Annotated in this window: 5 protein-coding genes; all 5 read right to left on the bottom strand. The window is 70.9% G+C overall.

The genetic code is table 11. From position 1 onward, the window contains the following. Positions 1–26: 26 nt before the first annotated feature. Genes H4281_RS01325 through H4281_RS01305 form a run of 5 tightly spaced genes read right to left on the bottom strand, consistent with a single transcriptional unit; the run spans position 27 to position 25,623 of the window. Positions 27–2,369 (bottom strand): M20/M25/M40 family metallo-hydrolase, encoded by a 2,343-nt coding sequence (locus H4281_RS01325; protein ID WP_182889005.1) that lies wholly within the window; start codon positions 2,367–2,369, stop codon positions 27–29. Further along, positions 2,366–7,021 (bottom strand): non-ribosomal peptide synthetase, encoded by a 4,656-nt coding sequence (locus H4281_RS01320; RefSeq protein ID WP_182889004.1) that lies wholly within the window; start codon positions 7,019–7,021, stop codon positions 2,366–2,368. The genes H4281_RS01325 and H4281_RS01320 overlap by 4 nt, the downstream gene beginning before the upstream one ends. After that, entirely contained in the window at positions 7,014–10,916 is a 3,903-nt protein-coding gene (locus H4281_RS01315; protein ID WP_246411305.1) for a type I polyketide synthase, read from the bottom strand. Before H4281_RS01315 ends, H4281_RS01320 begins: the two co-directional genes overlap by 8 nt. Continuing rightward, positions 10,916–14,020 carry a non-ribosomal peptide synthetase gene (locus H4281_RS01310; protein ID WP_182889002.1) on the bottom strand — a complete coding sequence of 1,035 codons (3,105 nt, stop codon included), beginning with the start codon at positions 14,018–14,020 and terminating at the stop codon, positions 10,916–10,918. Before H4281_RS01310 ends, H4281_RS01315 begins: the two co-directional genes overlap by 1 nt. Beyond that, complete coding sequence (locus H4281_RS01305) at positions 14,017–25,623, bottom strand: non-ribosomal peptide synthetase (protein WP_182889001.1); 11,607 nt, start codon at positions 25,621–25,623, stop codon at positions 14,017–14,019. The genes H4281_RS01310 and H4281_RS01305 overlap by 4 nt, the downstream gene beginning before the upstream one ends. Positions 25,624–25,626: the final 3 nt, after the last annotated feature.

The raw sequence follows: 25,626 nt of genomic DNA, 5'->3' as shown, positions 1-25,626 counted from the left end.
GGGCGCCTCGTTTCGTGATCGGGCCGTCAATACGTCACGGTGCGGGCCGCGAGGGTCTGGATCGACGGAAAACTGGCACCAGCAACGGTGTCCGGCATCGGCAGATCCATCGCGGCTGACGGCAAGCCCGGCGTCTGCGCAAGAACCCGCAGGCGCACCGGCCGGTTTCCGGCGACCGTCAGGCGGAGGTCCGCCTCGCCGCCCACGAAGGTGGCACCCCAGCCCCACCCATACGAGGCATCGTGGTTTATTCCGCCCCTGACCGGACGTCCCTCGACCTCCGCGCGGACCACCGGCGTCGCGGCCGTATCGACGTACACGGCCAGCGCGGTGGCGTCCGGGCGGGTCGAGTGCAACCGCAGCTGGAGTACCCGGCCCTCGGCGAGCGGCGTGCTGGCGAGCCGGTCTACAGCAGGAGCGGCGACGGAGACGAATGCCGCCTTCCCGGACCGGTAGGCGGGGGCCAGCAGCAACGGGTACCGGTCCGTCCAGCCCCGGCTGTCCTGGCCCACGTAGTGGTCGACGAACGGTTCGGCTGCCGGGTACGGGCTCAGCCAGTTCGCTTGACCGGTGTCGGCGTCCAGACCGTAAATCATCGAGAGTTCCTTGGGGTGCGCCGCGTCTACGGTGTCCCGGGCGAGCCCCGTGCCGGTCAGCGCGAGGCCTGCCAGTACCAGTACGGCAGCCGTCGCGGCAACGGTGCGGCGACGCATCCGAGGTGCCGCGAGCCCGGCAACGACCGCCGCCGCCAGCAGCGCGAGCAGGACCATTGGCGCCGCCACCATGGCGAGCCCCGTGACGGGAAACAGCAGAAGTGCCACGGGGAGCACCAGCACGACGGCGACCGCCGCCGGCAGTGCCCAGAACAGTGCATGCCAACGGGTGTCGGGCGCCAGGACCGCGGCCAGGCTTGCGGCCGCGCCCCCTAGCCCAGGCCACACCAGGAGGTAGCTCGCGCCGGGGATGAGGACCGCCGCGGCGACGCCCGCCACCGCCAGCACCGCAGTCACTGCAAGCGACGTCTCGAGCGGCTCGACGCGGCGGCGCGCCACCAGCCACCACACGACGGCGACCGCCACGGCGATCACTGCCGCGCCGACGTCCGGCAAATCCGCGCGGAACGGATTGCCGGAAAGGAAACCAACGTAGTCAGGACGGACCAGCAGGATCAGTTCCCAAAGAGCGAGTCCCAACCCGCCCGCGACGACGACCGTGGCCGCCAGTCCCCCGCCCCCCGCCAGTACGGCGGACAGCCGCACCGTCCGCCGCCGGCGTCCGAGCGCCAGCGCTGTGACCAGAACCGCCAATGCCAGGATCGCGGCCACGAGATCGACGAACTCGGGGTAGACCACCAGGCGGCCGAAGACCGGGAAGTACGTCGCGGGCCCGTCGTCGACTGTCGCCGACAGGTTCGCCGCCGCGAGGTTCCGGGTGGCGGCGAGGATTGCGTTCCCCAGGTCTTGCAGGCCGCTCGGGTCCGCGTTCGCGATGCTGTCCAAAGCGGTGTCGTAGCGGGCCGAGCCGCCGACGACGGCGAAACCCATACCGGACCGTCCCGCCGCGCGGAACTCGCTGAAGTCCGTGTCGCTGCCCAGAAGTCCGTACACCAATGAGGACAACGAGGCCGCGTCCGCGGTGTCGTCCCGCAGGGCGCTGACCACAGCCGAGTTGCTCGCCGAGCTTTCGAACATCACCGCCGGGCCGGACACGCCGCGCGCTTCGAGGTTGAGCACAACGCTGTGCGCCGGGTCGGGCAGCAGGCCCGCGTCGAGCGCGGCGCGTGAGCCGAGCAGGCCAGCCTCTTCGCCGTCGGTGAACAGCAGCATGACGTCGTTCTCCTGCGGTGGCCCCGCTCGGAGCGCCCGCGCGGTTTCGAGCAGGGTGGCGACGCCGAACCCGTCGTCCGCGGCACCCGGGCCGCCGGGATTGGAGTCGTAGTGGCACACAAGGACGACAGTGCCACCGTGCTGGGCGCCCGGGATGAGTGCGTGCAAATCGGTGACGCGGCCGCAGGTCGCCTCGGCGTCCGGCTGGTCCCGGCACGCCGTCCTGGTGACCGTCTGCGGGTTCAGACCGAGCCCGCGCAGCGCGGCGACCAGGTACTGCCGTGCTTTCTCCAGACGGGCCGACCCGGTCGGCCGCGGCGCGCCGGCCACGGCATCGACGTGCGCCATTGCCCGGCCAGCTGAGAAGGCCGTAGCCGGGGCGTCGGCTGGAGCGGGGTCCGGGCTCTGGCGCGCCGCCACGACCCCGGTGACCGCGGCAAGGACCAGCAGCACGGCCGAGAGCGCTGCCCACGGCGTGCTCCGGCGGCCGGGCGGGTCCGGCTCCGCAGTCAGCGCGGCGGCGAGGCTCGTGTCGGCATTCACAGCAAACTCCCGAGCGGCTGTCGCGGGTCGCGGACCATCAGGTCGATCGCGGCCGCCCAGTCGGCAAGCATCTCGGAGATCGCCGCATGGGCGAACGAGTCGGTGTAGTAATGCATGATCAGCAGCGGGATGCCGGGTGCGACCTCGACCCTCAGCGGGTATTCGAACTGCGCGAGCTGATAGTCCGGCCGGCACAACGGATGGTCGAACGACACCCGGTCGGCCAGCGCGACCAGCGAACCGTCCCACGGATAGTTCTCGTAGACCATGATCGTCTCGAACGGCGCGCCGGCGAACCCGAGCACGCCGCTGATCTCCGCCAGCGGAGTGTGGTCGAGTTCGCGCAGCTCGACCTGTTCCTGCTGCTGGCGGATGAGGAACGGCAGCAGGGGCTCTTCCGGATCGGCCACGGTCCGCACCGGCAGCGCGTTGACGCACAGGCCGACGACCGTGTCGATCTCGTCGAGTTCGGTGGTGCGTCCGGACGACACCACGCCGAGCACGACGTCGCGACGGCCGGTGTAGCGGCACATCAGCAGCGACCACGCCGCCTGCATCACGGTGTTCTGCGTGATCTGGTGCGTACGCGTGAACCGGTCGAGACGCGCGGCGGCATCCGCGTCGAGCGCGATGCTCTGTTTGGCGAACGGTCCGGTCCGGGCAGGGTCGGGGACGCCGCGTGCCGCGACCAACGGCGTCGGCTCGGTGAAACCAGCCAGGTAGCGCGCCCAGGTTTCGCGGGCGCCAGCGGTGTCTTGTGCGCGCACCCAGGAGATGTAGTCGCGGAAAGGCCGGAACGGCGGCAAGGCGGCCCGCTCGCCACGGCGAAGCGCTTCGTAGACGGCGAAGACTTCCTGCTGCACGATCGCCCGCGACCAGCCGTCGAGCACGATGTGGTGGTTCGAGCTGATGTACTTGCAAGCATCGTCGTCTAGCCGCAGCAGAAGCAGCCGCACGAGGGGCGCGCGGGTCAAGTCATACCCGCGGCGGCGGTCGTCGGAGACGATTTCGTCCTGCCGCCGCAACTGCTCTTCGGTCGTCATGCCGCGCAGGTCGTGCCGTTCGACCACGACGCTCGCCGTGCGGTGCACCACCTGGACCGGCTCGTCGAGACCGTCTGCGTGGAAAGTGCTGCGCAGCACGGGATAACGGTCAATCACCGCTTGCCACGCCTGGACAAGCAGTCCGGTGTCAAGTCCGCCAGGGGTGAAGAAATAGTCGGCGTGGATGATGTAGAGCCCTTCCGGCGGCTCGTGCACCGCCTGCTCGTACATCACGCGCTGCATCGGCGGAAGCGGGTACGCGTCCTCGAAATCCTCGTGCTCGGCACGGAGTCTCGCGAGCGTTTCAGCGGGCAGAAGCGCTGCTGCCGCCGCCGGCTGCGGTTCGACGGTCTCCGCGACGGCGGCCAGATCCCGGATCGTCTGGTGCTGGAACAGTTGGCGCGGGGTCAGCCGCAACCCGCGTTTCTTCGCCCGGGCGATGGTCTGGATGGTCTTGATCGAGTCGCCGCCCAACGCGAAAAAGTTGTCGTCGATCCCGATCTGGACGCCGCCGAGCAACTCCTGCCAGATTTCCGCGAGCGTCCGCTCCGCGCCGCTCCGCGGCTCGACCGGCGGCGCGTCCTGGGCCGCGGCGGGGCTCGGCAGGTTCCGCAGGTCCACTTTGCCGTTGGCGGTCAGCGGAAGCCGGTCGAGGACGACGAACGCCGAGGGCACCAGGTAATCCGGCAGTCGCGCCTCCGTCCAGTCCCGCACGTCTGCGAGGTCGAGCGGGCCCCTCGGCAGCAGGTAGCCGACGAGCCGTTTCGTCCCGTTGCCGACGGTCTGCGCGACGACCAGGCAGTCCTTGACCGCGGCGTGCTCCCGCACGACGGCCTCTATCTCTCCGGGTTCGATGCGCCAGCCGCGGATCTTGATCTGGAAGTCGGAGCGGCCGAGAAGTTCGAGGTTGCCGTCCGCGCGGTAGCGGGCCAGATCGCCGGTCCGATAGATCCGGCCGGGTTCCTCCGGCAGCGGGCTTTCGAGGAACTTCTGGGCAGTGAGTTCGGGATTCGCGAGGTACCCGCGGCCGACGCCGACCCCGGCGAGGTAGAGATCGCCGGCGACGCCGACCGGGACGGGTTGGAGACGCGAATCGAGAACGTAGGCGCGCTGATTGGCCATCGGCCTGCCGTACGGGATGGTTTCGTCGTCCGGGCGCAACTCGTGGATAGTCGAGTCCATCGACACCTCGGTGGCACCGCCCATGACGACGACCCGCGCTCCGGGCGCGGCCGCGCGAATCCGCGCTGGGAGCGTGCGCGGGACCCAATCGCCGCCGAGCAGCACCAGCCGGAGATCGGGCAGGGTGGCGCCTTCGGCCTCCAGATACTCGACGAGCATCTCCAGCAGCGCGGGCACGGAATGCCATACCGTCACCCGCTCGGCCCGCATCCGCTCCAGCCAGTCCGCCGGGTCCCGGTCAGCCCCCGGGGCCGGAAAAACAATCCGGGCACCCGCCATGAGCGTGCCGAGGACGTCGTAGGCGGACATGTCGAACGTCAAGGAGGCGAGCGCAAGCACGGCGTCGCCGGCTCCGACGGCGAACCGCGTATTGAAGTCGTGGAAGTTGTTGACACGCCCGCGGTGGTCGACCATCACGCCCTTCGGCGTCCCAGTCGACCCCGAGGTATAGATGACGTATGCGAGATCCCCGGCGGTCACCGCCACATCGGGCTTGGCAGCGGACCGCTGCTCGATCACCGGCCAGTCCTCGTCGATCAACACCGTCGTCAACGTCTCAGGGACGCCACGGCCGGGCAGTCCGGCGCGCGTGAGCAGCACCGGCACTTCCGCTTCGGCGAGCATGTGCTCGGTCCGGGCCGCCGGGCCTGCCGGATCCAGCGGCAGGTAAGGGCTGCCGGACTTCAGGATGCCGAGCAGCGCTACCGCCACGTCCACCGACTTGTCCAGGCGCACGGCGACCGGGACGTCCGGTCGGGCGCCCAACGTGCGCAGGTGGCGGGCGAGCCGGTTCGCCCGCTCGTCCAGTTCGCGATAGGTCAGGGTGCGGGACCCGTCGGCGGCGGCGACAGCGCCGGGGCTCGCCGCGGCGTTCTCCTCGATCAGCTCATGCAGACAGGACTGCTCGGGAAACGGCGCAGCCGTCGCGTTCCAGCTCTCGATGATGGTGCGTCGTTCAGCCTCGGCGAGCAGCGGCAGCCGTCCGATCGGAGTGTCCGGATCGGCGGCTGCCGCGCCCAGCAGCGTTTCCCAGTGCCCGACGAGCCGGTCGATCGTCGCCGGATCGAACAACTCGGTGGAGTATTCGAGCGCCAGGAGGGTCGCGCCGTCTCGATGGCGCACGCTGAACGTGAGGTCGAACTTGGCCGTGCCGTTGTCGATCACCAACGGCGCACCGATGCTCAGTTCCCGTCCTGCCGCCTCGTCCGCGCGGTTCTCGTCGGTGTGGTACACGAACATGACCTGTACCAGCGGAGTGCGGTTCAAGTCGCGCTCAGGCTGAGCGAGCTCGACAACCTTGTCGAACGGCAGATCCTGATTCGCGAGGGCGTCGAAGACGACCTTGTGGTTGCGGCGCAGGGCGTCCCGGAACGTCGGCTCGCCGCTGAGGTCGGCGCGCAGCCCAAGGGTGTTCCCGAGATACCCGACAGTGCCTTCGAGCTCGGTGCGCGAGCGATTCGAGATGGGCGCGCCGACGACCAGGTCGTCCTGCCCGGTGTAGCGATGCAGCAGCGCAGCGATCGCGGTGAAGAACAGCGCGAACGGCGTGGTGCGCTCTTCGGCTGTCAGGGCATGCAGCCGTGCGCTGACCTCAGCGGGCAGCTCGTGCAGCCGCTGCTTGCCGGTGAACAGCGGTTCGGCGGGCCGGGCACGGTCGGCCGGCAGCTGCAGCGGCGGCAGTTCCCCGGCCAGTTGCAGCCGCCAGTACCCGGTCTGGCGTTCGAGAACCTCCCCCTGCAGCTTTTCCCGTTGCCAGAGGGCGAAATCCGCGTACTGCAGGTCGGGTTCGGGCAACGCCCCGACGATTCCGCGGCGCAACGCCTCGTAGGCCGCACCGAGCTCGCGCAGCACGATCTCGATCGACCGCGCGTCGGAGACGATGTGGTGCATCGCGATGCCCAGCACGTGCTCCCGCTCGCCGAGCCGCAGCACGAGGAACCGGACCAGCGGCCCGGCGGCGAGGTCGTAGGGCTGCCGGGAGAACTCGCCCACCGCTTCCTGGACGTCGTCCTCGCGGTGGAGGTCCCGGACGGCCAACGGCACGGCGACGTGCTCGTGGACCACCTGAACCGGTGTCTCGTCGTCGAGTTCGAACGTGGTACGCAGCGCTTCGTGGCGGCGGACCAGGTCGTCGACGGCCTGCTGCAGCACATCGGTGTCGACAGCGCCGCGGACCGGCACGGCGATTGCGACGTTGTAATGCGGCGTGCCCGGGTCAAGCTGGTCGACGAACCAAAGCCGGTGCTGCGCGTACGACAGCGGCGCGCGGGTCACCGGACGCCGCACAATCGGCGGTTCGTCCGGCGCAGTCGCGCGGTGCTCGCGCAACCGTCGCATCAGCAGTTCCTGCTGACGAGGGGAAAGCGCGGCGATCCGCCGGTCGAGCTCGGGGTCGCGGGGCGTTGTCGTCATGTCGGGTTCACCCATCAGCAGCAGGGTCGTCGGAGGACAGTTCGATCTCAGCCAGCAGCGCTTCCAGGCCGGTGTCGTCCGCTTCGGCCGCGAGCCGCACGACGACCTGGGCCATCTCGGCGATCGTCGGCGAGTCGAACAGCCGGGCCAGCGGGAAGTCGACGCCGAACGCGGCACGCAGACGGGCGACGACCTGAGTTCCCATCAGCGAATGGCCGCCCAGGGCGAAGAAGTCGTCGTGCACGCCGAGAGGGGCGATCCCGGTGACCTCCTCCCAGATGCCGACCAGCTCGGCCTCGATGTCGTTGCGAGCGGCCAGGTACGGGGTCGGCAACGACGGGCGGCCGTGCCGCGAGCTGTGCTCTTCCGGGGACCCGGCGGCGTTTTCTCGTTGCCGGCCGCCGGGGCGGGACACGAAGAGCACCCCGTGCTCCGGGACTGCCGCGACCCGCTCCAGGACGTCGCCGACGTCGTCCGGCCCCACGCTGCCGTCCCAGCTCACCACGAGCCAGCGGCCGCCCTCCCGGTTGAGCGCGCGGACGGCGGTCTCGATCGGCGCGGGGATCTCGGGGCCGGAATGCAGTATGCACAACGGATCGCCGCCGCCGAGCGCTTCGGCGAGCGCGTACGGATCGAGCAATCGCGCAGGTAGGATCACGCCGTCGATCGCGCCGTGCCGCGCCCTGACGTCCCGGATGCTCCGCAGCATCGCCGTCTCGGTGCCGGCGTCGAGGATCACCACCTTCGCTCCGCAGCGGTCGGCGAGGTGTTCGCCGAACACTGCGCTGTCGCGGGACAGCACGTACAGCCCGCCGGAACGCAGTGCACTCTCGCCAGGCACGGTGAGGGCGACCGGCTCGACAGAACGAGTCCAGCGATACACGCCGCGGTACGCCACGACCGGGTCGTTGCCGCCGCCGATTTCCCGGACTGCCGCCGCGGGGTCGGCGGGGTCGACATCGACGGTGTGGTCGACGGCTCCGTCGGGGCCGGGCAGCAAGGCCTCGGTGCCGGTGACGTCGTGGACGCGGTCGACGAGCCGCCAGGTCCGGTCGGGCCCGGGCAACCGCAAAGCGTCGTACGCCTGGCCGAGCAAGCCGCCGTCGTCGTGCCAGGCGTGCACAATGTCGGTCGGCGGGACGTCGAGCGACTTCAGCACCTTGACGTAGTCCTCGACGTCGCCACGCGCGAAGTCCACGCCCGCGGTGACCAATTCGACCCGGCCGGGCAGCATACGAGCGACCTCGGTGCCCGCGGCTCCGTCGGCGAGCACGAGGTAGGTCGTGTCTTCGCGAGCCGTCGGCTGCAACGGCGCCCGGCGCCAAAGCGGCGACGCGTAGCGGATCCCCTCTTCGGCGGCCGCTGCACGGCCGGCGCCGAGCCAGTAGGACTGCCGTTCGAACGGGTATGTCGGCAGCTCGGCGTAAGCGCGGGTCTCGTCTGCGGCGATCTCCGCGGCGGAGAGGTCGGCACCGGACTGCCAGAGCTGGCCGACCGCGCCGAGAAACTCGGTCATTTCCGAGCGGGCGCGGCGAGTCGGCAGCAGCGGCCAGCACGGAAACCGGCCGTGTGCCCGGGCGAGCGAAGCGAGCGCACGGCCGGGCCCGACCTCGACGGCGACGGCGTCGGGAGGCAAGGTGTCGAGTGCGTCGGCGAATCGCACGGTTTCGCGGAACTGCCGCACCCAGTACTCGTCGCGGCACACCTCGGCCGCGTCGGCCCAGGTGCCGGTCAACGACGAAACGTAAGGCAGGCGTGGTTCGGCGAAGGGTGTCGAGGCGACCGCGGCCGCGAACTCGCCGAGAACCGGTTCGAGCAGAGCGGAATGCGTCGCGACCGGCACGCGCAGCCGGACCGGGTCCGCACCGCGTTCCTTCGCTTCGAATTCCAGTCGCTCGATCGCGGCCACCGGCCCGGACACCACGGTGGATCCGGCAGTGTTCACCGCAGCGACGTCGAGATCCTCGCGCAGCAGCGGACGAATGTCCTTTTCGGACAACGGCACGCTGAGCATCGCACCGGACGGAATCCGCTCGAGCAGCTCGTACCGCAGCAAGACCAGCCGGAGCGCGTCGGCCGTCGGAAGCACGCCGGCCAGGACCGCGGCAACGTACTCCCCCATGCTGTGGCCGACCATCGCACGCGGCGCCAGCCCCCACGACAGCAGCAACCGGGCAAGTGCGTAGCTCGACGCGAACGTGGCGACCGCCGCGTCCCTCGGCCGGGACGGCCCGGTGAACAGCACGTCCGCCTGCGGCCGGCACTCGTCGATCGCCTCACGGAACACCCCGTACCGGCGATACAGCTCGCTCCCGGCTCCCCTGGGCACTTCCGTCACGCCGGGGAACAGAAAGATCAGGTCCGCAGTGCCCGCCTCGACTCCCGCAGCGGGGTCCCGCAGCAGATCGATTGCTTCCGCCGCGTCCGCGGCGACGGTCGCGAGCCGGTGTGGATGCGGCTGCCGCCCGCGGAGCAGGGTATGCGCGACGTCCGCCAACGCGACGCCGGGACGCGCGGCCAGATGATCGGCGAGTTCGGTGCGCGCCGCGCTCAGCGCGGCGGGCGAGCGGGCCGAGCTGAGCAGCAGCTGGGGCCAGGGCGACGGCTCGGGTTCCGGACGCGGGGGCGCTTCCTCCAGAACCACATGGACATTCGTACCGCCGAGCCCGAACGCGCTGACCCCCGCCCGGCGCGGTCCGTCCGCCTCCCAGGGACGAGCGGCGACGTTGACGAAGAACGGGCTGCCGGCGAAGTCGATGTGCGGATTGGGCTGCTCGAAGTTGAGGCTCGGCGGGAGTTCCCGGTGGCGCAGCGCCATCGCGGTCTTGATCAGCCCGGCCACGCCGGCGGCGGCGTCGAGGTGTCCGATGTTCGTCTTCACCGAGCCGAGCGCACAGAATCCGGTCGCCGTGCTGGTGCGGCGGAACGCGCGGGTGAGCGCGGCGACCTCGATCGGGTCGCCGAGCCGCGTCGCGGTGCCGTGTGCCTCGACGTAGCCGATCGACGCCGCGTCAACCCCGGCCGAGGCGAGGGCTTCGGCGACCGCTTCGGCCTGCAGAGCCACGCTCGGCGCAGTGAACCCGACCTTGGCCGATCCGTCGTTGTTGAGCGCCGAGCCGCGGATCACGGCGTGGATCACATCCCGGTTCTCGAGCGCCTCCTCCAAGCGTTTCAGCACGACGACGCCGACGCCTGAGCCGGGGGCGAGCCCATCGGCGCGAGCGTCGAAGGCCCGGCAGTGCCCGTCCGGCGACGCTACGCCGCCTCGCTGGTAGACGTACCCGCGCCGCTGCGGCGACGAGACGGTGGCACCACCCGCTAGAACGACGTCGCAGTCGTAGGTCAGCAGCATCCGACAACCCAGGTGAACCGCCGCCAGCGAGGACGAACAGCTGGTCTGGACCGTCAGCGCAGGACCTTGCAGGCCGAGCTTGTACGCCACGCGCAGGGCCAGGTAGTCCTTGTCGTTGCTGATGATGACCTGCGGCGCGAGTGCCGGGTCGATCAGCTCGGGATGCGCCAGTACGTTTTGCACCAGGTAGGTGTTCATCCCTGCGCCGCCGAGCACGCCGACGCGCAGCCGCGGATTCGGCACCACGTTGGCCCGCTCCAGCGCGGCGCTCGCGCATTCGAGGAACACGCGCTGCTGCGGGTCGATCAGCTCGGCCTCGCGCGGCGAGTAGCCGAAATAGGCCGCGTCGAAGAGCGAACTGCCGGCGAGTTCGCCACCGGCCGCCACGAAATCCGGATTCGCGAGGGTCTCCTCGTCGAACCCCTCCGCACGCAGTTCGTCTTTGGTGTAGAAGGAGATCGACTCGGTCGAGGTCCGGATGTTGCGCCAGTACTGGTCGACGTCCCCAGCACCGGGGAAGCGCCCGGCCATGCCGGTTATCGCGATGGCGTCCTGCATCACGCGCCGTCCTGTCCGACGCGCCGCTGCCGCATCCTCGCCATCGCCGCCCGCTGTTTCGCGACGCGGTCCTCGGCCGGCGCGGAGTCGTCCTCGCCGGAGGCGGTGAGCTGCTGGGCGGCCGCGGCGACCGTGGGATGCTCCAGCAAGGTCAGCACCGGGACCTCGACGCCGAGCTCTGCCTCCAGCCGCACGGCGACGTCCAGCAGCAGGAACGACGTCCCGCCGGCATCGAAGAAATTGCTCCCGACGTCGACCCAGGGGTCGGCGAGGACTTCCTGCCACACCCGCAGCACGGTCTGCTCGACCTCGGTCCGCGGCGGCAACGGTGCGGACCGCCGGGGACGAAGACTCTCCGCCAGCCTCGGTACGGCCTTGCGGTCCAGCTTGCCGCTCGCGGTCAGAGGCAGTTCGTCCACCGCCGCCAGGACCGCAGGAATCAGGTGCTGCGGCAGGGTTCCGCGCAGGTGTCGCCGGAGCTCGTCGGGATGCGGCGCCCGGCCCTCGGGGACTACGCAGGCGACGAGCTGGGCGAGGTCGTCTCCGTCGCGCCGGACGCCGACAGCGGCGGAACGAACCGCGTGGTGCGTCGCGAGGGCGGCCTCGATCTCGGCGGGCTCGACTCGGAATCCGTTGACCTGTTCCTGATCGTCGATCCGTCCGCAGCAGACCAGGTCGCCGGTCGTGAGCTGGCGGACGATGTCTCCGGTCCGGTAGAGCCGGGTGCCGGGCTCGTCGCCGAACGAGTCGGGCACGAACCGCTCGGCGGTCAGCGCCGGTTCGCCGTGATAGCCGCGGGCCACGCCCGCCCCTCCGACGTACAACTCGCCCGGCACACCCATCGGCACCCGCTGCATCCTCTCGTCGAGGACATAGAGGCGGGTTCCGGCAATGGGCTTGCCGATCGGCACCGACTCGGCGCCGGAAGGGGCCGAGCAGTCGTAGAACGCGCAGCCGACTACGGTTTCGCTGGGACCATACTCGTTGACCAGCAACGGGGCGGGCCGCCACTGAGCGACGACGTCCTCGGACAAGGCCTCGCCGCCGAGGACGACGGCGTCGGCGAGCCGCGAAGCGCGGTCCCCCACCAGACGCGGCAGCAGCCGCAGGTGCGTGGGAGTCAGCTTGAGCAGACCGAGTTCGCCGTCGTCGAGCGCACGAACGATCCCGTCCAGTCCTTCGGCCTCGGTGAACCGGATGCTCCCGCCTCGCAGCAGCGGGGCGAACAGTGTCGTCACCGCCATGTCGTAGACCGGGACGGAATGAGCGAGCGCGGGCCGGTCGCCCGACACCGGATAAGCGTCCGCAGCCCAGGCGAGGTAGTTCGCGAGCCCGCGATGGGTCACGCACACGCCCTTCGGTGCGCCGGTGGACCCCGAGGTGTACACAAGGTAGGCGAGATCGTCCGGGCCAACCCCGGGACCGGAAACCACCGTGCCGAGCTCGGTGTCGACGTCGATGTCGAGCCGCACCACGGGAATCGGGGCCGCGCCAGGGTCGGGAACCAGCGCCTTCTCGGTGAGCAGCACGGCGGGCGCACAGTCGCGCAAAACCTCCGCGATCCGGTCGTAGGGCCACTGCGGGTCGAGGACCACATAGGCGGCGCCGGCCTTCAGCACGCCCAGGAGTCCTTCGAGCACGCCAATGCCGTGCCGGTGCCAGAACGCGCAGACCGCGCCGCGGCCGATCCCCCGGGCACGCAGAGCCGCCGCGATGCGGTCCGACGACCGGCCGAGTTCCGCGTAGGTCAGCGCGCGGTCGCCGTGCACGGCCGCGTTGCGCTCGGGTGTCGCCCGGACCTGTTTCGCGAACATCTCCGGGAACGACTGGCCGGACGCCGCTGCGGCGGCGTTCGCTTCGGCCATGCGTTCGCGCTCGGCCGCAGTCAGCAGCGACAAGCCGGCGAGATCGCGCGACGGCTCGGCGCAGCCATCCGCGAGTACCGCGACCACCTGGTCCAGCAGGACGTCGGCGTCCTCGGGACGCAGGTCCGGACCGTGACGCAGTTCGAGATGCGGCGGTCCGGCGCGGAAGAACCGGAGCGCGACCGGGAACGACGGGCCCAGCACGGTCACCTGGGTGAGGGCGAACCCGCCGGCGGGCGCGGGCGGGTCGATCACGTCGAACCCGAACCCGAGCGCGCCGTTCGCTTCGGGACCGAGCCGATCAAGCCAGCGCTCGTTCTCCGCGGTGGTGTGCTGCGCCTGGGCGAGCACGTCGGAGAATCGGGTCCGCGCCCGCACCGAGAACGTCGAGGGCACGGTGGCCGCGAACGGTCCTACCGCGGTCCGGAGTTCCTCGTCGGCACGCCCGTCGAGCGTTCGCCAGACGGTGAGTTCCGATGTGCCGTTCAGCCGCAGCAGGGCAGTGGCCCACCCCGCGAAAACGACCGTCTCCGGGGTGGTCCGTTCGACGTCAGCGAGGGCTCGGACCGCCTTGTCGAGGTCTGCGTCGAGGGCACGCCGCCGGACTCCCGCCTGTCCGTTCGCGCGCTCCCGCGCCAGCGGCAGACCGGGCGGATTCGCAACCTCGCCGAAAACACGCCGCCAGTACGCGGCGCCGTCGTCCGCAGTCCCGTCGGCATTCTCGTGCTGCCACTCGGAGAACTGCGCGTACTGGACCACTTCGTCGTCGAACGCCTCGCCGTGGAAGGCGCGCCGGAGGTCGGCGACAAGCACGGCCGCGCTGGCGGCGTCCACGGCCAGCGCGGACATCGCGAGCACGAGCAGCCCGGACCCGCCCGTGCCGGTCAGCAGGGTCGCGCCGACGGTCGGTTGACCCGTCTCGCCGTAAGGGTGTTCGAGAACACCCGCTATCAGGTCGTCCACGCTCCCGTCCGGCTCGTCGATCGGGCCGAGCACCTGCCACTGCACGTCCGGCTCGGCAGTGACCGTCTGGATCGGCGCGCCGGTGTCCGGCCGCACCTGAAACCTCGTTCGCAGCACCTCATGCCGTGCCGCCACCGAGTGCACGGCCGCGCGCAGCCGGGCTGGACCGGCGGGCGCGGCGACGGAGATCGTGATGGTCGCCGGGCGCAGGGGTGCGCCGGCGGCCGACCGCAGCAGGCTCTGCTGGCGGTGCGAGAGCCGGTAGCCCGTGGTCATCGCCGCCTCCCGTTGCCGGTGGAGAACGGAGTGGGTTCGCCCAGCGCGACCAGTTGCAGCCGGGTGCCGGTGTAGGGCCGCCGCCCGTGTGCGGTGAGCACGTTGTCGACGAGCATGAGATCCCCCTTCTGCCAGGTGTAAGTCACCTCGAGAGCCCGGTACGCGCCGAGGATCTCGGCCATCACCGAGTCTTCGATCGGACTGCCGTCCCCGTAGAAACAGTGCCGCGGCAGGTCTTCCTCGCGGAACTTCGCCTGCAGCGCCGCACGGGTACGGTCGTCGAGGCACGCGATGTGCCAGTGCTGTGCCTGGGCGAACCACGCCCAGGCACTCGTCTTCGGGTGCCTGATCGCCGCCGGACGGACAGCGCGGGTGCGCAGCCGCCCGTCCGAAGTCCACTCCGCCCGGACGCCCGCGGCTCGGCAGCGGCGCTCGACTTCGGCGCGGTCTCCGGTCCCGTAGACCTGCGCCCAGCCGAGCCCGATGCCGCCCCCGAAAGTGCGCTGATACATGACGTTCTTCTCCGCGAACCGCCGGCGAAGCGCCGGATCGAGCCGCTGGTACACCTCTCGGCTGTCGACGAGAGTCGTCTCCCCGCCGCTCTCGGCTGCCTGCTCGCAGCCGAAGACGATCTTGCCCGGCCACTCCGCGTTGAACGAATTCTCGTTGTGCCACAGCAGTTCCCGGTCGGCGGCATAAGGCACCGGGCGTTGCGCATGCGCGGTGGCGCCGATCCGCATGTGCTCGCCGTTCTCCGCGTACAGCGTGGTGCACAGCGCAGCAGCGACCCGATCGAACGACTCCGGCGCCGAGATCCCCGTGCGAGGGAAAACGATCGCGCCTGCCGCCGCCAATCGGTCGTCGATCTCCGTCCGCACGGACGAGATCCACTCAGCGACGTCACCGGCGGGCGGAGTCAGCACCGCGGGCAGCGGGCCCGCGGCCACCGGCGTCGGGCGGATGCCCTTGAACCGTCCCCGCTTCCGCCGCGGCACGACATCGACCGACTCGTGCACGCGCCGGTCCGGCTCGGCGGCGCAGGCCTCGGCCAGCCGCAGGAATCGATCGCGGAACTCCTCCGGCGCGCCGGCGCCCGCCGCGACGTCGAAGCCGCCGGCAAGGCGTTCCCCGTCGTTCCACAGGAAGAACGTCAGCGGGGCTTTGAGCTGACCGACCGGGACATCGACCTCTTCGACGCGCAGGTCGTCGAACCGGACGGGCGCGGTCTCCTGGTCGTAGACGACGAGGACATCGACCAGCGGGTCGCCCCGGCGCGCCCGGTCCGGGTTGACCGCCGCCACCACGGATTCGAACGGCACGTCCTGGTTCGCGCGGGCGTCCTCGGTCGTCTGCCGCACCCGGTCGATCAGTTCGCGGAAGGTCGGCAGGTCCGCGAGGTCGGTCCGCAGGACGACCCGGTTGACGAACGGGCCGACGACACCGTCGAGTTCGGCGTGCGGCCGGTTGACCATGTCGACGCCGACCGGAAGATCGGTCTGCCCGGTGTGCTGGTGCAGCAGGACGCCGAGAAGGGCCACTGTCGCCGCGAACATCGTGGTGCGCCCGGCCTCGGCGAGCGCGGCCAGCCGCCGTCTGGTCTGCTCCGGCAGTTCGAAGCGGGCTCGAGCCCCTTCGGAACCGTTCCGGAACGGCAGCCGCGGAAGACCGGCGAGCTGATTCCGCCAGTAGTCGAGCTGGCGGTCGTGTTCGGCGCTCTGCTGCCATCTCCGCTGCCAGTCCGCGTAATCCGCGTAACCGGCGGTCAGAGCGGGCAGTGCCGGGGCGATCCGGAGACGGCGAGCGCGGTACAGCACGGCGAGGTCGCGCATCAAGATCGCGCTCGACAGCGCGTCGGTGACGATGTGGTGGACGACGACGGCAAGCACGTGCACGTCGTCGCCATCCGGGATCACGCACGCGCGCCACACCGGTCCGGCGGCGAGGTCGAACGGCTCGCGGATCAGCGCGTCCGGACTCCCGCCCAGCTCCAGCGAAGCCTCCCGGGACTCTGAAATCACGCCGTGGACGTCGGACCCGGCAGCGACGAATCGCGTGCGCAGGATCTCGTGCCGGACAACAAGATCCGTCATCGCCGCGCGCAGCGCGCCGACGTCGAGAACACCGTGCAGCCGCACCACGACGGGGATGTGGTGGTCGGTGCGGGCCGGGTCGATCCGATGCAACAGCCACATCCGCCGCTGGGCCGACGAGAGCGGCACCCGGTCGCGGTGCCGCGAGATCTCGAACGGGACCTGGTCGCCGCGGGACTCCTGCAACCGCGCGGCCAGCAGCGCGGGCGATTGCGACTGGAACAGCATGCTCAGCGGAATGTCCCGGCCCGACGCCGCCCGCAGCCGCGCGATGAGCCGCATGGCCTGCAAGGAATTCCCGCCGAGGTCGAAGAACGACGCGTCAGGATCGACCTCGTGCCCGAACTCGGCGGCGAAATGCGTGCATACCAGGCGTTCCAGAGCTGTCGTCGGCTGCCGGACGACCTCCGGGGCGGGAGGTGGCGGCACCGGCAGTCCCGGCCGGTCGAGCTTGCCGTGCGGCCCGCGCGGCAGCGCGTCCAGTACGACCAATGCCTCGGGATGCATGGCAGCGGGGAGCACATCGGCCGCGTAGGCCCGAAGCTGGGGCAAGGTCAGCGATGTCCCCGGCCGCAAGGACACATAAGCGACCAGGCGTCCGCGTGCCGCGACGGCGATCTCCCGGACCGCGGGGTGGCAGCTGAGCGCCGCCTCGATTTCGGCCGGCTCGACGCGGTGTCCGCGGATCTTGAGCTGGCTGTCCCGGCGGCCGATGTGCTCGAACGTGCCGTCGGACCGCATCCTCGCGAGGTCCCCGGTCCGATAGAGCCGTTCGCCAGGCCCCCCGAACGGGTCCGGCACGAACGCCTCGGCGGTCAGGTCCGGCCGGCCGAGATAACCGCGCGCGAGACCGGCCCCGGCGAGGCACAGCTCGCCCACGACGCCGGCCGCGCAGAGCCGGTGCCGGTCGTCGAGGACGTAACCGCGGACATTGCTGACCGGCCGGCCGATCGGCACCGCGCTGTCCGGGCCGACGTCGTGCACGACCGCGTCGATGCAGGACTCCGCCGGGCCGTAGAGGTTGACCAGTTGTGCGGGCAGGGCGGCGCGGAACCGGCGGGCGACCGCAGCGGGCAACGACTCGCCTCCGCAGAACACTCGCCGCAACGCCGTGCACCCGGCGATGCCCGGCGTGTCGAGCAGCACCTCCAGCAGCGCGGGCACGACCTGCAGCGTCGTGATCCGGTGCTCGCGCAGCAGGTGCACCAGGCGGCCGGGATCGCGTTCGTCGCCGGACCGGGCGAGGACGAGCGTCGCGCCGGCGAGCAGCGGGGCCCAGAACTCCCAGATCGACGCGTCGAAGCCGATCGCCGTCTTCTGCAGCACGCGGTCGCCAGTGCCCAGAGGGTAAGCCTGGTTCATCCAGAGCATGTGGTTGACCAGCGAGGCGTGACGGACGAGGACGCCTTTCGGCCGGCCGGTCGAACCGGACGTGTAGATGACGTACCCGAGATTCTCCGGCGCTGCGCCGGATTCGACCGGGACGCCGGCGGCGTGCAGGTCCGCTTCGAGCCTCGGCAGGTCCCCGGCGAGCCGGTCCGACCCGGCCACGACTGCGACCGCGCCGGAGTCCGAGACAATCGCCCGCAGCCGCTCGATCGGCTGGTCCAGGTCGAGCGGAACGCAGCACCCGCCGGCCTTCAGCGTCCCGAGCAACGCGACGGGCAACGCCGCACACCTATGGAGCGCGATCGCGACCCGTGTGTCCGGACCGACGCCGCACGCACGCAGCCGCGCCGCCAACGCATCGGCACAAGCGTCGAGTTCGGCGTAGGTGAGCACCCGTTCCGCATGCACTGCGACCGCGTCCGGGGTGCGCCGAGCCTGCGCGGCGACCAGCTCGTGCAGGCAGACGGCGGGAATCTGGGTGCGCGGGCCGGAGGCGAGCTCGGTCAATCGCGCCCGCTCGCCGGCATCGAGCAGTTCGACCGCGCGGCCGGGTGCCTCGGCTGCCTTCTCCAGCGCCCGCCGCAGATCCTCGATCAGCCGCGCTATGGTGTTCCGTTCGTACAGATCCGTCCGGTACGTGACGGTACCGGCGAGCTGTTCGTCGAACGTGACGGTCAGGTCGAACATCGACGCGCGGGTGTCGACCGGCCGCGGCGTCACGGTCAACCCCGGCAATTCGATTTCGGGCAGCGGGGCGTTCTGCAGCACGAGCATTATCTGGAACAGCGGGGACCGGTCCAGATCCCGGTGTGGCGCCAGCTCCTCCACCAGCCGTTCGAAGGGCGCGTCTTGGTGCTCGAACGCGGCCAGGGTCGTTTCCCGCACTCTCGCGAGCAGGTCGGCGAAAGACTCGCCCGCGTCGACCCGGCCCCGGAGCACGAGCGTGTTGACGAAGAACCCGACCAGCGACTCCAGCTCCGGGCGGCGGCGTCCCGCGACCGGCGAACCGACGACGATGTCGCGCTGGCCGGTGTGATGCGCGAGCACTAGCTCCAACGCGGCGAGCAGCACCATGTAAAGAGTGGCGCCTTCCTCGCGGCACAAGCGCCCGATCTTCTCCAGCAACGAGGCGGGGAACGCGAACTCGAACTCGGCGCCTGCGCCGGTGGGCACCGCGGGACGCGGACGGTCGGCCGGAAGGGACACGACCGGCAGGTCGGCCAACTGCTCGCGCCAGTACGCGAGCTGCCGGTCGAGGCGTTCGCCCCGCAGCCAGCCGCGTTGCCAGTGCGCATAATCCGCGTACTGCAGCACCGGCTCGTCCAATGTGGAGGGCCGAGCTGCGTGGTGCGCGGCGTACAGCTCGAGAAGCTCGGAAACGAGCACGCCCATCGACCAGCCGTCGACGACGATGTGGTGGATGGTCAACACCAGGAGGTGTTCGACCGGCGAGGATCGCAGAAGGCTGGCGCGCAGCAGCGGGCCGCGACTCAAGTCGAACGGCAGTCGAGCCTGTGCCGACGCCAGTTCGTCCAGCGGTCCCGTCGTGTCCACGACCTCGGCGCGCACCGGTCCCGGCGAATGCACCCGCTGCACCGGGCCGGCGCAGGTGTCCTCGAACGTCGTCCGGAGCGCCTCATGCCGCGCCACGAGATCGGTCAGGGCGTGATCCAGCGCGTCCGTGTCGAGGTTGCCGACCAGGCCGACACCGGCCGCGATGTTGTAGGCGACTCCGCCGACGAGCTGATCGAGCAGCCACAATCGTTCCTGGGCGTAGGACAGCATCGCGCCGTCGTGCTGGGGTGCGCGGTCGAGGGCCGGGAGAGCTGGGTGCGCCCCGCGACCGCTTTCGATGACCTTGGCCAACGCGGCGATCGTGGACGACTCGAAGACCACGCGCAGCGGCAGTTCCACCGCGAAGAGTGTCTGCACGCGCGCCATCAGCCGAGTGGCGAGCAGGGAATGCCCGCCCAGCGCGAAGAAGTCGTCGTGGATGCCGGGGTTTTCAGCGCCGAGCAACTCGGCCCAGACCTGCGCGAGCAGTTCCTCCTCGACGGTCCGCGGTGCGGCGGTGTCGGCCTCGACTGTGGTCATCGGCGGGGCTGGCAGCGCGAATCGGTCGAGTTTTCCGTTGACGTTCAACGGCAGCGCCGCCAGTTCGACGAACGCTGACGGCACGAGAGCAAGCGGCAGGAACCGGGTCAGGTACTCGCGCAGGACCGCCGAGTCGACCGCCTCGCCGGGTGCCGGCACGACGTAGGCGACGAGCCGCGCATCCGGGCCTTCGCCCGCCGCGACAACAGCCACGTCGTCGACCGACCCGTGCTCGGACAGCACGCCCTGGATCTCGCCCGGTTCGACCCGGATGCCGTGGATCTTCACCTGGTGATCGATCCGTCCGGCGTATTCGAGCGACCCGTCCGCACGCCACCGCACCAGGTCGCCGCTGCGGTAGAGGCGGGAACCCGGCGGGCCGAACGGATCCGGGACGAACCGCTCGGCTGTCAGCGCGGGCGCTCCGAGGTAGCCGCGGCCGACCCCGCCGCCGCCCACGTGCAACTCGCCGACGACTCCTTCGCGGACCATCCGCCCGTCCGGCCCGAGCACGACCAGGAACGTCGACCCGAACGCCCCGCCGATCGCCGGCGCGGCCTCGGGGTCGTCGACGACGTCGTAAGTCGCGTAGACGGTGATCTCGGTCGGGCCGTAGAGGTTGAGCAGCCGCTTGCACATCGGCTGCAGCCGCCGGGACAGATCGGCGGTGAGAGCCTCGCCCGCAGTGATGAACGTGACGTCAGGCGCGGGATCGAGCCCGAGGTCCAGAATCGTCCGCCACAGAGACGGCGTGGTCTGCGCTACGGTGCAACGTCCTTCGTTGATCGCCGCCGCGACCGCGCGCTGGTCCCGTGCCTCGTCTTCGCCGAGCAGCACGACAGCGGCGCCCGCGCACAGCGGCGAGAGGACCTCGACCTCGGTCATGTCGAAGTTCGCGTTGGCGCGGGCGAGAACACGGCTGGCGGAGTCGATCCCGAGCAGGCTGATCGCCGAGCCGACGAAGTGCGACTGGTTGCCGACAGTGATCGACACGCCCTTGGGCCGCCCGGTCGAGCCCGAGGTGTAGCGCACATAGGCGAGGTTGTCCGCCGCGGGCCGGATCGCGGGGCGCGCGGCCGATTCGTCGTCGCCGACGTCTTCGACGCACACGAACTCCGGCCCTGGCATGGCGAGCCGGGCGCGGTGTCTCTCCTCGGTCGCCACGACCGGCGCACCGGATCGGGCGATGAGCGCCTGCAGACGTTCAGCCGGGTCAGTCGGATCGACGGGCAAGTAGGCCGCGCCGGCTTTGAGCACCGCGACCAGCGTGACAACCAACTCCGGGGAACGGTCGAGGCAGACCGCGACGATCGCGTCCGGACCGGCCCCGGCGCGGCGCAGCCGGTTCGCCAGGCGGTTGGCCCGAATCTCGATCTCGCCGTAGCTGAACCGCTGGTCGCCGAAGTGCAATGCGGTCGCCTCCGGGGCCCGGTCCGCTTGTGCCTCGATCAACTCGCGGACCGAGGGCGTCCGCTGCGGTTCCGGGTCGCCGTTCCAGTCGGCCAGCAGCCGGTGCCGCTCCTCGCCGGTCGGCTCGCCGAGGACAGCCACCGAGATCCCGGCGTCGGCGACGACCGCGGCGAGGATCTCACCGAGGTGCCGGGTGAACCGCGCGATCGTCGGCTCGGCGAAGAGGTCGGTGCGGTAGGTGACGGTGCCGGTGAGCTCTTCGTCGAACGTGACAGTCAGGTCGAACATCGCCGACCCGGTATCGACCGAGCGCGCGGTCACTTCGACACCGTCCAGGCTCAACGCGGGCAGAGGCGCGTTCTGCAGCACCAGCATCACCTGGAACAGCGGCGTCCGGTCGAGTTCGCGCTGCGGCGCGATTTCCTCGACGAGCCGTTCGAACGGGATGTCCTGATGCTCGTAGGCGGCCAGCGTCGTTTCGCGCACTCCCGCAAGGAGGTCGCGGAACGGGACGTCGAACTGGACCCTCCCGCGCAGCACCAGCGTGTTGACGAAGAACCCGACCAGGCGCTCGAGTTCCGGGCGGCGCCGCCCCGCGATCGGCGACCCGATGGCAATGTCGTGCTGGCCGCTGTCGTGCGCAAGCAGTACCTGGGCGGCCGCTAGCAGCAGCATGAACAATGTCACGCCCTCGCGACGGCAGAGTTCGGCGACCGGTCCGCGGAGTTCGGCCGGCAGCGCGAACTCGAACTCCGCGCCTTCGCCGGCAGGGACGGCGGGCCGAGGGAAATCCGTGGGCAGTGCGAGGACTGGGACGTCCGCGAGTTGCTCGCGCCAATACCCGAGTTGCTGGTCGAGCCGGTCGCCGCGCAGCCAGCCACGCTGCCACACCGCGTAGTCCGCATACTGCAGGTCCGCTTCCGGAAGCGCGGGCGAGCGTCCGTCCCGGCGGCTCGCGTAGAGCTCGGCGAGCTCGCTGACGATCACGCCCATCGACCAGCCGTCGACGACGATGTGGTGGATAGTCAACACCAGCAGATGTTCGGTTTCCGCCGAGCGCAACAGGCAGGCCCGGACGAGCGTGTCCCGTGCCAGGTCGAACGGCTCGCTGGCGTGCCGCGCGGCGAACGCGTCCACGTCCGCCGCGGCCCATCCGGCCGTGTCGACGGTCTTGACCGCGATCCGCGCATCGGGCCGGATCCGCTGGACCGGCTCGCCACCGTCGGCCTCGAACGTCGTGCGCAGCACCTCGTGGCGCAGCATCAGCTGTTCCAGCGCCCACGTCAGGCTTTCCGCGTGGAGTTCCCCGGTCAGGCCGACGGCGATGGCGATGTTGTAGGCCGCGCCACCGAGCAGCTGATCGACGAACCACAGCCGCTCCTGGGCGAAGGACAGCGGCGGCACGTCGTGCTCGGCCGGGACGACGGGCGGTAGCGCCGGGTGCGCGGCCCGGCCCTCGACGATCGCCGCGGCCAGCCGGGCGATCGTGGGCGATTCGAAGACCGCGCGCAGCGGAAGCTCGACAGAGAACAGCTTCTGGACCCTGGCCATCAGCTGCGTGGCGAGCAGCGAATGGCCGCCGAGCGCGAAAAAATCGCTGTGCACGCCGACTGCGGGCAGTTCGAGGAGATCGGCCCAGACCTGGGCCAGCAGGTGCTCCTCCGGGGTCGCCGGTTTGCTGTCGTCGGGCACCGCGGCGGGCGGCTCGGGCAGTGCGAACCGGTCGAGCTTGCCGTTGGCGTTGAGCGGCAGCGCCGCGAGTTCCACGAATGCCGACGGCACGAGCGCGGCCGGGAGGAACCGCGCGGCGTACGTCCGGAGCCCGCGCTCGTCGAACCGGTACCCCGGCGCCGCGACGACGTAGGCGATCAATCGGGTCGACTGACCGCGGCCGGCAGCGACCACGGCGACGCCAGCGACGGATTCCTCGCCCGCCAGCACGGCCTGCACCTCGCCCGGCTCGACCCGGATGCCGTGGATCTTCACCTGGTGATCCGCCCGGCCGATGTACTCGAGCACCCCGGACGGGCGCCATCGCACCAGATCCCCGGTGCGGTAGAGCCGGGCGCCGTGCCCGCTGAACGGGTTCGGCACGAATCGCTCGGCGGTGAGCCCCGGCTCGCCGAGATAGCCGCGCGCGACGCCGCCGCCGTCGACGTACAGTTCGCCCACCACACCCTCGCGGACCAGCCGGCCGTCGCGACCCAGCACGACGACGAATGTCGAGCCGAACACCCCGCCGATCGACGGCAGTCCCTCCGGTTCCGCGGTGATGTCGCCGACGGTCGCCGTGGTGGCCTCTGCCGGGCCGTAGAGGTTGACCAGTCTCGCGGAGCGGGCGCGCAGTTCGGCGGCGAGGCCGGCGGTCAACGCCTCGCCTGCGGTGAGGAAGGCCATCCCGGACGGCGGTGCCATCCCGAGGTCGAGCATGGTGCGCCACAGCGACGGCGTGGTCTGAACCGCGGTGCAGCGCCCGGCGTTGACCGCCGCGACGACCGCTCGCTGGTCCCGGGACTGTTCTTCGTCGAGCAATACCACCGCGCCGCCCGCGACGAGCGGCGCGAGCAGTTCGACCTCGGCCATGTCGAACACGACGGTGGCGCGGCCGAGCATCCGGGTCCCGGCATTGAGACCGAGTGTGCTGACCACCGAGTCCACTACATGCGCCTGATTTCCGACCGTGACCGCGACGCCCTTCGGCTTGCCGGTCGAACCGGACGTGTAGCGGACGTAGGCAAGATTGTCCGCCGTCGCGTTCAGCGGCAGCCGGGTGTCCGGCCCGTCCGCCTCTGCCCCGATCGTCGCGATCCCCATGCCGGGCAAGCGGTCCGGCCGGGCAGTCACCAGAACGGCCGCGCCCGAATGCGCGACCAGCGCGGCCAGGCGTTCGTCGGGATCCGCGGGGTCGAGCGGCAGATGCGCGCCGCCGGCTTTGAGCACTGCGAGCATCGCGATCAGCAAGTCCGGCGAGCGCTCGAGCAGGAGCGCGACGACGGTGTCCGGCACCGCCCCGAGCTCGCGCAGCCGATGGGCGAGCCGGTTCGCGCGCTGGTCGAGCTGCCGGTACGTCCAGGTCTTTTCGCCGAACATGAGCGCGACGGCGTCGGGAGTCCGGTCCGCCTGCTCTTCGATCCGGCTGACGACCGAACGGTCCGGTGCCTCGGCCTTGCCGGTCCCCATGGCGAACAGGCGTTCCCGTTCGGCCGCGCCGGGCTCGGCCAGCCGCGCCAGCGGAACATCCGGATCCGCCGTGATCCGTTCGAGGACCTCGCCGAGCCTTCGGGCCAGGCGTGCGATCGTGGCCGGGGCGAACAGATCCGCGCGGTAGGTCACTGATCCTGCGAGGCGCTCGTCGAGGGTGATGGTGAGGTCGAACATCGACGACCGGGTATCCACCGGCCGAGCCGACACCCGCAGCCCCGGCAGGGAAATCTCCGGCAGCGGCGCGTCGAGGACGAGCATCGCCTGGAACAGCGGCGCGCGGTCGAGGGCGCGGCGCGGCGCGAGTTCCTCGACGAGCCGCTCAAACGGGACGTCCTGGTTCTCGTAAGCCGTGAGCGTCGCCTCGCGCGCGCGCCCGAGGTACTCCCGGAAGGTCTCGGCGGCGCGCAGGCGGCCGCGCAGCACCAGGGTGTTGGAGAAGAACCCGACGACGTTCTCCAGCTCGGGCCGCGGCCGGCCGGCGATCGGAGAGCCGACGGCGATGTCGTCCTGCCCGCTCTCATGCGCCAGCAGCACCTGCGTGGCGGCGAGGATCAGCATGAACAGCGTGACGCCCTCGCGACGGCACAGTTCGGCCGCCGGGGCTCGCAGTGCGGCCGGAAGCGCGAACACGTGCTCCGCGCCCTCACCGGTAGGCACCGCCGGACGCAAGCGGTCGGTCGGCAGGTCCAGTTCGGGCAGTCCGGCGAGTGCCGTCCGCCAGTGCGCGAGCTGGCGCTCCACCCGGTCGCCGGTGAGCCATTCCCGTTGCCAGCAGGCAAAATCGGCGTAGTGCAGCGCGACCTCGGCCAGCGCGGGCGCCCGGCCCGCACGGCGGCTCTCGTACAGCTCCAGCCATTCCGAGACGAGCACGCCCATCGACCAGCCGTCAACGACGATGTGGTGGACGGTCAGGACGAGCCGGTGTCGCGCGGCCGAACGGCACAGCAGACACGCCCGCAGCAGCGGACCGGCGGCGAGGTCGAACGTGCGGCGCGCCTCCGAAACTGTGCGCTCCTCGACCGCGTCGTCCGTCCATTCGCGAGCATCCACTGTGGTCACCGGCGCGCTGCCGCGGTCGTTGATCCGTTGCGTCGGGGCGCCGTCGGCGGAATCGAAGGTGGTGCGGAGGGCCTCATGCCGCCGGACGACCTCGCCGAGCGCCCAGGACAGGCAGTCCCGATCGAGGTCGCCCTCGACGTCGACCGCGACGGCGACGTTGTAAGCGCTGCCCGCGTCGAGATGTTCAGCCAGCCACAGCCGCTCCTGCGCGAACGAGGCGGGCGCGGCGGCACCGGGCGTGCGTCGTGGTATCCCGGCATCGCCCGGTGCGGCGAGCCCCTCGTCCAGCAGGACTCGTTCGAACTCTTCGAGCTGGCCGGCGGTCAGGCCGAACTTTCCGCTCGAGTGACCGGGCATGCG

This window comes from Amycolatopsis dendrobii, assembly GCF_014145675.1.
Lineage (GTDB): Bacteria > Actinomycetota > Actinomycetes > Mycobacteriales > Pseudonocardiaceae > Amycolatopsis > Amycolatopsis dendrobii.
The sequence above is the reverse complement of the archived record's forward strand: the minus strand, read 5'-3'. Positions and strand labels throughout refer to the sequence as shown.

What these genes read in the sequence shown, in the direction of transcription:
- H4281_RS01320 (WP_182889004.1), bottom strand. Translation starts at nt 7,021, where the DNA reads ATGGGTGAACCCGACATGACGACAACGCCCCGCGACCCCGAGCTCGAC.
- H4281_RS01315 (WP_246411305.1), bottom strand. Translation starts at nt 10,916, where the DNA reads ATGCAGGACGCCATCGCGATAACCGGCATGGCCGGGCGCTTCCCCGGT.
- H4281_RS01310 (WP_182889002.1), bottom strand. Translation starts at nt 14,020, where the DNA reads ATGACCACGGGCTACCGGCTCTCGCACCGCCAGCAGAGCCTGCTGCGG.
- H4281_RS01305 (WP_182889001.1), bottom strand. Translation starts at nt 25,623, where the DNA reads ATGCCCGGTCACTCGAGCGGAAAGTTCGGCCTGACCGCCGGCCAGCTC.